General features: G+C 42.2%; 12 protein-coding genes. 11 read left to right on the top strand and 1 reads right to left on the bottom strand.

Going from position 1 to position 12,351, the window contains the following annotated elements; all coding sequences use genetic code 11:
- Window positions 1–36 precede the first annotated feature (36 nt).
- The 10 genes from BLS49_RS11435 to BLS49_RS11390 all read left to right on the top strand — a co-directional run bounded on the left by BLS49_RS11435 (window position 37) and on the right by BLS49_RS11390 (window position 11,318).
- Window positions 37–936, top strand: a complete 900-nt coding sequence (locus tag BLS49_RS11435) for a YidC/Oxa1 family membrane protein insertase (RefSeq protein WP_091230027.1) — start codon at window positions 37–39, stop codon at window positions 934–936.
- Window positions 933–1,643, top strand: a complete 711-nt coding sequence (jag, locus tag BLS49_RS11430) for an RNA-binding cell elongation regulator Jag/EloR (RefSeq protein ID WP_091230024.1) — start codon at window positions 933–935, stop codon at window positions 1,641–1,643. Before BLS49_RS11435 ends, jag begins: the two co-directional genes overlap by 4 nt.
- An 847-nt stretch (window positions 1,644–2,490) precedes the next feature.
- A complete protein-coding gene (mnmE, locus tag BLS49_RS11425) occupies window positions 2,491–3,870 on the top strand; it encodes a tRNA uridine-5-carboxymethylaminomethyl(34) synthesis GTPase MnmE (protein WP_091230021.1) in 1,380 nt (459 codons plus the stop codon).
- A gap of 109 nt (window positions 3,871–3,979) precedes the next feature.
- Window positions 3,980–5,866: a tRNA uridine-5-carboxymethylaminomethyl(34) synthesis enzyme MnmG gene (gene mnmG, locus BLS49_RS11420; protein WP_091230019.1), complete on the top strand. Its 1,887-nt coding sequence runs from the start codon at window positions 3,980–3,982 to the stop codon at window positions 5,864–5,866.
- Between the two features lie 4 nt (window positions 5,867–5,870).
- On the top strand, window positions 5,871–6,593 hold the full coding sequence (gene rsmG / locus BLS49_RS11415; protein WP_091230016.1) for a 16S rRNA (guanine(527)-N(7))-methyltransferase RsmG: 723 nt from the start codon (window positions 5,871–5,873) through the stop codon (window positions 6,591–6,593).
- A 292-nt stretch (window positions 6,594–6,885) separates the two neighbouring features.
- Entirely contained in the window at window positions 6,886–7,704 is an 819-nt protein-coding gene (gene noc / locus BLS49_RS11410; protein ID WP_091230013.1) for a nucleoid occlusion protein, read from the top strand.
- Window positions 7,705–7,939: 235 nt separating this feature from the next.
- Window positions 7,940–8,701 (top strand): ParA family protein, encoded by a 762-nt coding sequence (locus tag BLS49_RS11405; RefSeq protein ID WP_091230010.1) that lies wholly within the window; start codon window positions 7,940–7,942, stop codon window positions 8,699–8,701.
- Window positions 8,694–9,533, top strand: coding sequence for a ParB/RepB/Spo0J family partition protein (locus BLS49_RS11400; RefSeq protein ID WP_091230007.1), 840 nt, complete (start codon window positions 8,694–8,696; stop codon window positions 9,531–9,533). The genes BLS49_RS11405 and BLS49_RS11400 overlap by 8 nt, the downstream gene beginning before the upstream one ends.
- Window positions 9,534–9,638: 105 nt before the next feature.
- Window positions 9,639–10,793 carry an aminotransferase class V-fold PLP-dependent enzyme gene (locus tag BLS49_RS11395; RefSeq protein ID WP_281243733.1) on the top strand — a complete coding sequence of 385 codons (1,155 nt, stop codon included), beginning with the start codon at window positions 9,639–9,641 and terminating at the stop codon, window positions 10,791–10,793.
- 24 nt (window positions 10,794–10,817) lie between these two features.
- On the top strand, window positions 10,818–11,318 hold the full coding sequence (locus BLS49_RS11390) for a DUF4446 family protein (RefSeq protein WP_091230002.1): 501 nt from the start codon (window positions 10,818–10,820) through the stop codon (window positions 11,316–11,318).
- Here BLS49_RS11390 and yyaC read toward each other — a convergent pair.
- Window positions 11,290–11,898: a spore protease YyaC gene (yyaC, locus tag BLS49_RS11385; RefSeq protein WP_091229999.1), complete on the bottom strand. Its 609-nt coding sequence runs from the start codon at window positions 11,896–11,898 to the stop codon at window positions 11,290–11,292. The genes BLS49_RS11390 and yyaC overlap by 29 nt on opposite strands.
- Window positions 11,899–12,084: 186 nt before the next feature.
- Here yyaC and BLS49_RS11380 point away from each other — a divergent pair, with 186 nt between their 5' ends.
- On the top strand, window positions 12,085–12,336 hold the full coding sequence (locus BLS49_RS11380) for a putative Se/S carrier protein (protein WP_091229995.1): 252 nt from the start codon (window positions 12,085–12,087) through the stop codon (window positions 12,334–12,336).
- Window positions 12,337–12,351 lie beyond the last annotated feature (15 nt).

The raw sequence follows: 12,351 nt of genomic DNA, 5'->3' as shown, positions 1-12,351 counted from the left end.
TACGATGAATGGACAGGTTAAGAGAGGGGTTTTGAAGTGTCACGAATGATGACTAACAAGAGGAAATGGGTTCTTCTCATCCTTGCAATCGGACTCATTGCTATCTTGGCGGGTTGTGGAACACAAAATGTCAATTTAGCAACTACCACTGAAAGTATGCGTGAAAGTGGATCATGGTGGACAGCAAATGTTGTTTACTATTTCTCGTTAGCTTTGGATACGTTTGCGAAGTGGTTCGACGGAGCCTACGGAATCGCAATTCTGATTATGGTGTTGATTGTACGTACGTTGATTTTGCCGCTTACTTTGAAGCAGGTCAAGAGCTCAAAAGCCATGCAGGCGATTCAGCCTGAAATACAAAAAATTCGTGAAATGTATAAGGACAACCCTGAGCAGCAGCAGCAGGAGACAATGAAGCTGTTTCAGGAAAATAAGGTTAATCCGATGGCTGGCTGTTTTCCATTGATCATTCAAATGCCAGTGTTCATCGCTTTGTATAATTCGATTTACTACAACTCAGCGATTCGGGATCACTCTTTCTTGTGGTTGCAGCTTGGAGAACCGGATAAATTATTTATTTTACCGTTGCTTGCAGCTCTAACAACTTTTATTCAGACTAAGATGATGTCGAATATAAATCCAAGTGGTATGCAAGGGCCGATGAAGTTCATGATGTTTATTTATCCTGTATTGATCTTCATCATGGCTTATAATTTTGCAGCTGCACTTCCGCTTTACTGGATATTTAGTAATCTCTACACTATTGCTCAAAACTTCTTTATATATCGCAACAAAGACGGACAACCCGCTGCAGCAGTAGTTAACGCAGGAACAGGAAGTAGTTCCAGTTCTTCTTCAAACAAAAAGCGGGGCGGTTCGAATTTAAAAGCTGGTCATCCCGGTAAGGGTGCCAAGGAGGCCAAAAAGTCGAAATGAACAAAATTGTGACGTCAGGAAAAACCATTGAAGAAGCTGTAAAACAAGGATTGGCTAAGCTCGGCGCTACCGAGGATCAAGTCACCATAAAAGTGTTAGAGCAGCCATCAAAAGGATTCCTGGGATTGATAGGCGTTAAGGAAGCCAAGGTTGAATTGGCTTTATCTACAGATACGTCTTCAACCCTGCCGATCGGGAATCGTTCTGAAGAAATGCTCGTTTCTCGTTTGAAAAACGAGGGAGATGATGAACGAGACCCTTATGAAGAGGCGGCGTCATTTATTAGAGACGTCAGTGTTAATATGGGACTTCAAGTTGAAGTGGATATTGTCCATAAGAAGGATAACACCGTGCTCAACATTTCGGGTAGCGATCTGGGCCTATTGATTGGAAGAAGAGGACAAACTCTCGACGCGCTTCAATATTTGACGAACATTATTGCCAACCGGTACTCAGACAGCTTTATCCGTATTGTTCTTGATGCGGAGAACTTCCGTGAACGTCGGAGAAAAACGCTGGAGGATTTGGCAGAGAGATTGGCTGGTCGTGTCATTCGTACACGTAAGGAAGTGGCTCTTGAACCGATGTCGCCGCAGGAGCGCAAAGTGATTCATTCCAAACTTCAGGATCATTCGGAGGTTAAAACTTATAGTAAGGGTGAAGAACCTAACCGGCGGGTCGTTATTACACTGAAGCAAAGCAAATGAATGAGACGCAATGACGTTGCTATGGAATTATGGCGATGTTGTTGCGTTCTTTTTTGTGTCTCAACCCTCCCAAACCCTCCCTTACCGTAAGGGAGGGCCCCCGAGGGCCCGCTGCCCTCGGGACTCCCGCAAACTGAACTAACGTGGGAGATATAGAGGCGCTCCTGCTCGCTGTTCCCTTCGGGAATGCGCTTTGGCTGCGTGCAATTGAACGCTTTTCCCCCTTCGGGTACGTCTTACTTTTGGTGCTCCCGGGCAACCTGATAAAACAGGCTGGATTCGTCTCTGCTTTCGACGCACCTGAGGTACTACTTGCGATGAGAGGCGCTTGTCACCCCTGCGGGGTACGCTCTACTTTTCGAGCTCCTGCGATTGAGGGGATGGAGATGCTTTGGCACGGGTTTTGCAGGATATTGTGCAAGGAGAGCGCTGTCCCTGACGGGATACGTTAGCTTATGAGCAGAGAGTTGGAGGCTAATTCGAGGAAGAATTGCCTAATGAGGAAACGCGTGGATCGATCTGTATTGTGTGCAAGGAGGACGCTGTCCCTACGGGATTCGCTTACGTCAGTCAGGAGTAAGGAGTGAAAGTTAGTTCGGGAAGGTGGAACGAACTGTAGTTTTTTTTGTGAAGCGGTAGCGGAGGCAGTCCATTTGAATCTGGAGAAACGGTAGTGGTCGCCTTTGCCATTGAATTGTAACCTAATCAGGTGTTATGAATGAAGACAATTCAATGGCAACAGCGATCGGAAGATCAAATGGAATGCGGAGCGTCCTAGCTTCACAAACAAACTTCTTCGATTTCACACTCACAACACAACAGTAAACTTAAAGAGGTGAAAGATACAATGCTTAGTGATACAATAGCGGCTATTTCGACAGCGGTCGGGGAGAGCGGGATTGCGGTGATCCGCGTGAGCGGACCGGATGCAATCGCAGAGGTTGAGCGAATGTTTCGCTCCAAGACGACGCTGACGGAAGCCGATAGTCATACAGTTCATTACGGGTTTATTATTGATCCCAAAAATGACGAAAAATTAGAAGAGGTTCTAGTGTCACTATTCCGTGCTCCACGTTCATTTACTACGGAGGATGTGGTAGAGATCAGTACTCACGGGGGGATTATCTCGGTTAAACGGGTAATGGATCTGCTGCTGCTGCAGCCGAACATTCGTCTTGCGGAGCCGGGAGAGTTCACAAAGCGAGCTTTTCTGAATGGACGGATCGACTTGTCTCAAGCAGAGGCGGTAATTGATTTGATTCGGTCAAAATCGGACCGTGCTTTTTCGCTTGCATTGAAGCAGGTGGAGGGGAAGCTGTCTCGTAAGATCAATGAGCTGAGACATTCGTTGGTCGAGACGCTGGCGCATATCGAGGTTAATATTGATTATCCAGAGCATGATGTGGAATCGATGACGATGGACTTTATTAAGCGTAAATGTACGGAAGTGTCGAGTGGGATTGATGAGCTGTTGAAGCACGCGAGTCAAGGGAAAATTTTGCGCGAAGGGATTACGACAGCGATTGTTGGACGTCCGAATGTAGGGAAATCATCGTTGATGAATACATTAGCGAGGGAGAACAAAGCAATTGTTACTGATATTCCAGGGACAACACGTGATGTGATTGAGGAATATGTGACAATTAACAATATACCGCTTAAGCTGCTCGATACGGCGGGTATTCGTGAAACGATGGATATCGTAGAGAAAATGGGGGTAGAGCGCTCCAAGGCAGCAGTAAATGAAGCAGATTTGATTCTGCTTGTGCTTAACAGCGCCGAGGAATTGCATGAGGATGAGATAATTTTGATGGAGCAGTTACAAGGGAGATCTGTACTCGTGCTGCTTAACAAGATTGATTTGCCTCAGCAATTAAAGAGGGAGAAGGTAACGCAATATTTTCCGGAAAGTGCGATTGTAGAGCTGTCGGCTAAAACGGAAGAAGGACTGGATCATCTGGAAGATGCGATCTCCTCGTTATTTTTTGGCGGGAAGCTGGAGTCGGGGGATTTGACATATGTAAGTAATGTGCGGCATATTGCACTTCTTAAGAAGGCACAGCAATCGTTAGCAGATGCTTATGAAGCGGCAGATAGCGGCATTCCGATCGATATTTTACAAATTGATGTACGTCTGGCTTGGGAACAGTTAGGTGAAGTGATCGGTGATTCAGCGCCGGATGCATTGATTGATCAAATTTTTTCACAATTTTGTCTCGGTAAATAAAGGTGAATGATATCATGATGTCTAGTTCGTGGTATGATGTATTAGTTATTAAATTAACTTGAATTTAAGATTTATCTATAGATATTTATTTATAAGGAGGTAGAGCAGAATGGGTTTTGCAGCCGGAAATTACGATGTTATTGTCGTCGGTGCAGGTCATGCGGGCTGTGAATCGGCTTTGGCAGCAGCGCGTATGGGATGCAGTACATTGATGATTACGATCAATTTGGATATGGTCGCTTTTATGCCATGTAATCCGTCAATCGGTGGTCCAGCAAAAGGTCACGTGGTACGTGAAATCGATGCGCTTGGCGGTGAAATGGGCCGAAACATTGATAAGACGTTCATTCAAATGCGGATGCTGAACACAGGTAAAGGCCCTGCAGTTCATGCACTTCGTGCACAAGCAGATAAGTTCTTGTACCAACATACAATGAAAGAAACGATGGAACTAGAATCTAACTTGACGATGCGTCAAGGCTTGGTTGAAGAGCTGATCGTGGAAGATGGGCAATGTGTTGGTGTCGTAACGATGACCGGAGCGGAATATCGTGCCAAAGCGGTTGTTTTGACGACAGGAACGTATTTGCGCGGGAAAATTATTATGGGTGAGCTGACTTATGAGAGTGGACCAAACAATCAGCAGCCTGCCGTTAAATTGTCTCAAAACCTGAAGGATCTCGGGTTTGATTTGGTTCGTTTTAAGACCGGTACACCTCCGCGTGTGCATAAGGATACGATTGATTTCTCACAAACGGAAATCCAACCGGGTGATGAGAATCCGAAGTTTTTTTCTTATGAGACAAAGAGCTCGGACAATGAACAGCTTCCCTGCTGGTTAACTTATACGTCTGCAGAGACACATGAGATTATTAATGCTAACCTGGATCGTGCGCCAATGTTCTCAGGCATTATTGAAGGAACTGGTCCGCGTTATTGTCCTTCTATTGAGGATAAAATTGTTCGTTTTAGCGATAAGCCGAAGCATCAAATCTTTTTGGAGCCGGAGGGGAAAAATACTTCGGAGTATTATGTCCAAGGCTTCTCTACAAGTATGCCAGAGGACGTACAGCTACAAATGCTGCGTTCGGTTCCAGGATTGCAAAATGTAAAAATGATGCGCAATGGTTACGCTATTGAATACGATGCGATGGTTCCAACTCAATTGTGGCCATCACTGGAAACAAAAGCAGTTCCCGGTCTTTTTACAGCAGGACAAATCAATGGTACTTCAGGTTATGAGGAAGCAGCGGGACAAGGTATTATGGCCGGCATTAACGCTGCTCGCAAAGTTCAAGGTAAAGATCCGGTCATTTTGGATCGTTCCCAAGGCTACATTGGAGTATTGATTGATGATTTGGTGACTAAAGGAACAAATGAGCCTTATCGTTTGCTTACTTCGCGTGCTGAGTATCGTCTTCTTTTGCGTCATGATAATGCAGATTTGCGTCTTACTCCGATTGGGTATGAGATCGGCTTGATCACTCCAGAGCGATATGAAATGTTCCTCGATAAGAAGAGCAAGGTGGAGGCAGAAATCGAACGCCTTCGCGAAACAAAGGTAAAACCGTCTGTCATAAACCCTTTGTTGGAATCCATTGGTTCAACGGTAATTCAGGATGGAAGCAATCTGTTAACTATTTTGCGTCGTCCTGAAGTAGAATATGCCCATATTGAATCTTTATATCCATCAGAAATAGAACTGGATGCTGAAATGAAGGAGCAAGTGGAAATTCAAATTAAGTATGCTGGATATATAGAAAAACAGCTGCTGCATGTTGAAAGATTACAAAAAATGGAAAAGAAGAAAATACCTGAGAGCATCACCTATGATGATATTCATGGATTGGCGATTGAAGCACGACAAAAGCTGGATAAAATACGTCCGTTGTCGATTGGTCAAGCTTCTCGTATTTCCGGTGTAACGCCTGCTGACATTTCCATTTTATTGGTTTATTTGGAACACTATAATCGGGTTACGGCTGCGGGAGGATAATGGTTTGGACCCTATACAATCTAAATTTCATGCATTGTTATTGGAACATGGAATCGACCTGACCTCTACACAACTTGAGCAGTTTGAAACTTATTATGAAGAGCTGGTCACCTGGAATGAGAAAATGAATTTAACAGGGATTACGGAACGTGAGCAAGTGTATATTAAGCATTTTTACGATTCCGTGTCTCTCTCTTTCTATCTTGATATATCTAATGTATCGAATGTCGCAGATATAGGTTCGGGTGCAGGATTTCCAGGCATACCATTAAAAATTTGCTTTCCTGAGCTCAAATTAACGATCATTGATTCTTTAAACAAAAGAATAGGTTTTTTGCAAAATGTAGTGGATAAGCTTGGTTTGTGTGATGTAGAGCTGCTTCATGGTCGTGCTGAAGATATGGCTCGTAAAGAGCATTTACGCGATGCTTTTGACCTTGTAACAGCTAGAGCAGTAGCACGTATGGCGGTATTAAATGAATTTTGTCTTCCTTTTGTGAAAAATGGCGGGTTATTTGCTGCAATGAAGGGGAGCGACCCTGGGGAAGAAATTAAAGAGTCTGTTCGAAGTATGAATGAGCTTAAGGGTAAACTTCGTGATACTCATCATTTTTCTCTTCCTTTGGAAAATTCGGATCGGCATATCGTTATTGTTAGTAAAACAGGAAATACTCCTAAGAAGTATCCTCGTAAAGCGGGAACACCTCTTAAGTCTCCATTAGTTTAATTTCCTTATAATAACAACTCTATAGTATCCCTCTTAACAATTTGTTCCACGTGGAACATGTTGTTAAGGGGGATATTCTTTTAAAATACATTAAATAAGAGAATAGGATTATAGTGAAAAAAGTGGTAGAATAGAGTTATCGCTAATCACTGACGGGGCGTGCGTTTGTACCTTATTCGTCCGTCATCCATTATGGGATGCACAGGAACGATTTTTTACATAGGGGATCAGCCTATATTTGATACATAGGTATGTCCTTATGTCACTATGAAATTAGGTGGTAATCTACGGGATGAGAGAACAATTTTCCAAATTGTTTGGTTTAACTGAGCGAAGCAGCGGTGACGAAGTAAAACAAATTCCGGTAGGGGAAATCGTCGGCAGTCCATATCAGCCCCGGACCATTTTTGACGATGAAAAAATTGATGAATTATGCCAAACGATTCGTACTCATGGTGTAATTCAACCGATTGTTGTGCGTTACCGTAATGATAAGTATGAAATCATTGCTGGTGAAAGACGTTGGCGTGCGGTTAAAAAACTTGGTATGGAGACAATTCCAGCCATTTTGCGCGAATTCAATGATTCCCAGGCTGCTTCTATCGCTCTAATTGAAAACCTTCAAAGGGAAGGCTTAACGGCTATTGAAGAAGCAATAGCTTATCAAAATTTAATTGAGCTTCATGAATTAACTCAAGAAAGTCTCGCTCAAAGATTAGGAAAGAGTCAATCGACTATTGCCAACAAAATCAGATTGCTTAATCTTCCAGAGAAAGCCAAAAATGCATTAATGGAGCGTAAAATAACTGAACGACACGCTCGTGCATTATTATCTCTTGATTCAGAAGAATTGCAGCATAAAGTGTTGGAAGAGATTATTAGTAAGGAATTAAATGTTAAACAGACGGAAGCTAGAATTGCTTTCTACAAAGAAGTATCCAAAAACAAGAGTAAAACGAAAAGAATTTCGTTTACAAAGGACGTTCGATTAGCTCTGAATACGATACGCCAATCTATTGATATGGTTTCAGGGTCAGGTCTTAATATTAAGACAGCTGAGAAAGATCTTGATGATCATTATGAAATCGTGATTCAGATTCCTAAGAGATAACTGAAAGTACGGCTACTACCCGTTGACCATAACCGCGAGGTAAGAGAGGTCAGCTAATTTTCGGCATGAAATGATACTGATCCCTATCCAATCCTTTTACGCTGCACTTGGGGAGAAGATAAGCCGTAGCGTTAAAAATCACCAGCAGTGTTTGGTCTTTTTGTAGCTGCAGCTTCGTCATACTCACATTGTTCAATTCTACAAAAAGATTCTTCTATATTATGAGGTGAATGGATTGTCTAAGATTATTGCAATTGCCAACCAAAAAGGTGGCGTCGGAAAGACGACGACTTCGGTGAATTTGGGAGCAGGACTGGCTTCTATTGGTAAAAAAGTACTTCTCATTGACATTGATCCGCAAGGGAATACAACAAGTGGTGTAGGTATAAACAAAGCGGATGTGCCGAACTGTATTTATGATGTGCTTATAAATGAAGTTCATCCAAGTGAAGCTATTGCACATACCGAGATTGAAGGCTTGGATATTATTCCAGCTACGATTCAATTGGCCGGTGCAGAAATTGAACTAGTATCAACAATTTCTCGTGAGGTGCGTCTTAAAAAGTCTCTTCAACAAGTTAAACACTTATATGATTACATTCTCATTGATTGTCCACCATCCTTGGGATTATTGACAATCAACTCATTAACTGCTGCAGATTCCGTGCTTATACCGATTCAGTGTGAGTATTACGCACTGGAAGGATTGAGTCAGTTACTAAATACAGTTCGACTGGTTCAGAAGCATTTAAACACAACACTTCAAATTGAAGGTGTGTTGTTAACGATGTTTGATGCAAGAACGAACTTAGGTATTCAAGTCATTGAAGAGGTCAAGAAATATTTCCAACAAAAAGTATACAAGACAGTTATTCCGCGTAATGTGCGACTGAGTGAAGCTCCTTCACATGGTCAATCTATTATTACGTATGATCCTAAATCTAAAGGTGCGGAAGTATACTTAGAGTTGGCGAAGGAAGTGGTCTCTTATGAGTAAACGCTTGGGCAAAGGATTGGATGCACTTTTTACATCACTTGATGTACAGGAAGATGATAAAGTGGTTGAAATTCCACTTAGTCAGCTGCGTGCGAATCCATATCAGCCACGGAAAACTTTTGATGAAGAAGCTATAAAAGAATTAGCTGAATCAATCCGTCAGCATGGTGTTATTCAACCAATCATTGTACGTAGTGTTCTTAAAGGTTATGAGATTATTGCTGGTGAACGGCGTTTCCGTGCATCTCAATATTGTGGGAATTCATCTATTCCCGCGGTGGTAAGATCTTTCTCGGATCAACAAGTAATGGAAATTGCTCTTATTGAGAATCTGCAACGGGAAAATTTGAATGCGATGGAAGTAGCTGTTGCATACCAAGGTTTAATGGATCAATTCAAATTAACACAAGAAGAACTGTCATTAAAGGTTGGCAAGTCTCGTTCTCATATTGCTAACTTTTTACGACTATTATCATTACCTGAAGAAGTTAAGGAATATGTTTCACGTGGAACATTATCTATGGGACATGCGAGAGCACTTGTTGGGTTGAAAAATGCTGATACAATCAAGCAGTTAGCAAAACAATGTATAGATCACGAATGGAGTGTACGTGATTTAGAAAATGCAGTTCAACAGCTCGATCGTAAAAAGCTGGAGAAGGCGAAACCAACAAATAAAAAACGGGACCCATATATAGATGAAGTAGAAGAAAGTTTGCGTGAGCGCTATAAAACTACTGTCAAAATTAAAGCTAGTAAAGATAAAGGAAAAATCGAAATTAATTATTACAGTCAGCAAGACTTGCAACGGCTTTTGGATTTGTTAAGTTGACGACACGATGACATATTCCCCCTTTTGCGAGTATTGATCAGCAAGAGGGAAGAGTATGTCATTGTTGGTGTAAATGGTAAGATTTTCTTGAAGTGGGGTGGTCGTTTGGAGAAACGTGACGTGATTTATTTGGATCATGCAGCAACGTCGTGGCCCAAAGCTCCTGGAGTAGCAGACGCTATGGTGAAAATACTAAATGGACCTTCAGCTAGTGCGGGGAGAGGAAATCATGGGATGGCCTTGCAGGCAGGTAGAACCATGTTTACTACTCGAACAAGGCTAGCTAAACTATTTCAGATTTCAAATCCAAACGATATTGCGTTCACTTCGAATACGACAGAAGCTCTAAATTTGGCGATTAAAGGATATGTGAAGCCTGGCGATCATGTGATAGCGACGATGGTGGAGCATAATTCTGTTAGAAGACCGTTAGAGTTTCTGAAACGAACAAATGGAATATCCGTCGATTATTTACCCATAAGTGAACAGGGTGATATAAATCTGGAGGAACTGGAAAAGACGTTTCGTCCACAAACCAAATTGGTGGTTTGCAGCCATAGCTCTAATTTATTGGGAAGTATACTTCCGATAGCTGAAATAAGTAAGCTGGCACATGATCATGGAGTAGTTGTGTTGTTGGACGCAGCACAAACAGCAGGGATATATCCTATTGATGTAGGAAGTATGGGCATTGATATGTTAGCCTTTCCTGGACATAAAGGTTTACTTGGTCCTCAAGGAACAGGGGGATTATATATTAGTCCTAAGCTTGATTTGGAGCCGCTATTGCATGGGGGAACTGGAAGTCAGTCAGAAGAACCGGAACAGCCGTTAGTTAGACCTGATCGTTATGAAGCAGGAACATCGAATACGGTAGGTGTCGCAGGATTAGGGGCGGCAGTAAAATATGTGATGGAGCAAGGTGTTGAACGGATTTATGAGCATGAATGGAATTTAACTCAAACGATAATGAGAGAATTGAAAGGGATACCAGGCATATCATTGTTAGGTCCCAATATTGGACAACCAAGAACGGGACTTGTTTCCTTTAATGCTCAAGGGCATGACGCGGCTGAAATGGCATTTAATCTAGACAGGGATTTTGGAATTGCAGTAAGAGCAGGGTATCATTGTACTCCTCTAGGACATAAGACTGCGGGTACATCATCGGGTGGAGCAGTTCGAGCAAGTGTGGGGCATACTACGACAGAAGAGGAAATTGAAGCATTAATTACAGCAGTACGGTTGATTGTAAAGTGATATTCAACATAGGGGAGAAATAACATGCGGGAATGGAATGAGCTAATTCTGGATCAGTTGGTCTGGATCGTGGGTGGACTAATCATAATTTGTTTATGGCTGCTGATTTGGAATATAGCACAAGGTAGTAAGCTGCGGAAGATGCGTAAGAAGTATCAAATGATGATGAAAGATACAGGTATTGAGGATTTGGAAAGTTTACTCATTGATTTAAAAATACAGCAAGAAAAAATTGAGGTAGTTCAAGAAGAGCAGAAACAGCAGCTTAACAAGTTAAATAAACTGTTGCCGAAGAAAAAGGCAAAAATTGGGATAACGAGATATAATGCCTTTGGAGAACGTGGGAACGACCTCAGCTTCTCAATCGCTTTTATAAATGATGAGAGAGATGGGGTTGTTCTTACAGGACTATACAACCGGGATGGTTCCTACGTATATGCCAAACCGTTAACCAAGGGAGAGTCGTCGCATGTGCTCTCCCCAGAAGAGAGAGAAGCTATTGATCTCGCCGGGCAAGAGGAATGATATTCCTATTCCATTCTTTAATTGCAGAATAAATACTGCTGGCTATAATTTCGGATAGTCGCACAACTAGACTGAGACGTGTATTTTGCAATACGAAGTATTCCATAAAGCCGCCGACATTGACGATTCCTGTAACATGGATATCGCCAACCGGCGGTAATTCTTTATTTACGCCTGCACCGGGACGTAGAGGACCTTGAACGACTTGAATAGAGCCTACACTTGATGTTTGACCTAGACAGGCGTCAATGCCTATAACATAGGGATTTTGGAATGTCTGATTGATGTGAAGAAGAGTGTCTTTTAAATTCATGGCATGTACAGGCTCTTCCAAGGTTCCGAAAAGATGGAAATGTTCTAGTCCGAATTTGGAAAGCGCAGTACCTACAAGAGGGCCTAGACAATCACCAGTTGATCGATCTGTACCGATACATACAATAACCATTTCCTGTCCGGGAACGACTTGTGCAAAATGCAGGAGCAGACGATGAATGAGTGCAGAGTGAATGCCTGGCTCGGTATGTGGTATTTTTAAATAAGGAATTTCTTGTCCTGACGTCGACGGCTGCATCTGTGACATATTATCTTCCTTTCCTTTATAATTAGAAATGTTGTAAGCTTAGATATGTTTACGGATACATTGAAAGTTTCAGAAGGTGCTTTAAAGATTAGTAGATAGTATATGGAAAATAAGTGAATTGTATACTCCGACTAAAGTTGTGTTTAAGGAAAGGTGAAGTAGCGTTCAGGGGAAAGAGGGAACAATATGCATGAGATGCTTGTAATGGCGTTTGATTCTACTCAGCAGGCTTTACGTGCTGAAATGCTGCTTGAATTTGCAGAGGTAGATATTGATTTATTTCCAACACCGAAGGAGATCACTGCGGGATGTGCATTGTCTATACAATTTGCGGAGAGTTCTCTGTCCCTCGTGAAAGAGATCATCAAGAACGAGTCTGTAGAAATTAGGGGGATATTCATCCTAACCGACACAGGATACGATAACATCACGATATAAATGAGGGGATTTAAT

It is taken from the genome of Fontibacillus panacisegetis (assembly GCF_900102215.1).
Lineage (GTDB): Bacteria > Bacillota > Bacilli > Paenibacillales > Paenibacillaceae > Fontibacillus > Fontibacillus panacisegetis.
This window is presented reverse-complemented; position numbering and strand designations above follow the sequence as displayed.

What these genes read in the sequence shown, in the direction of transcription:
- jag (WP_091230024.1), top strand. Translation starts at nt 933, where the DNA reads ATGAACAAAATTGTGACGTCAGGAAAAACCATTGAAGAAGCTGTAAAA.
- mnmE (WP_091230021.1), top strand. Translation starts at nt 2,491, where the DNA reads ATGCTTAGTGATACAATAGCGGCTATTTCGACAGCGGTCGGGGAGAGC.
- mnmG (WP_091230019.1), top strand. Translation starts at nt 3,980, where the DNA reads ATGGGTTTTGCAGCCGGAAATTACGATGTTATTGTCGTCGGTGCAGGT.
- noc (WP_091230013.1), top strand. Translation starts at nt 6,886, where the DNA reads ATGAGAGAACAATTTTCCAAATTGTTTGGTTTAACTGAGCGAAGCAGC.
- BLS49_RS11400 (WP_091230007.1), top strand. Translation starts at nt 8,694, where the DNA reads ATGAGTAAACGCTTGGGCAAAGGATTGGATGCACTTTTTACATCACTT.
- BLS49_RS11390 (WP_091230002.1), top strand. Translation starts at nt 10,818, where the DNA reads ATGCGGGAATGGAATGAGCTAATTCTGGATCAGTTGGTCTGGATCGTG.
- yyaC (WP_091229999.1), bottom strand. Translation starts at nt 11,898, where the DNA reads ATGTCACAGATGCAGCCGTCGACGTCAGGACAAGAAATTCCTTATTTA.
- BLS49_RS11380 (WP_091229995.1), top strand. Translation starts at nt 12,085, where the DNA reads ATGCATGAGATGCTTGTAATGGCGTTTGATTCTACTCAGCAGGCTTTA.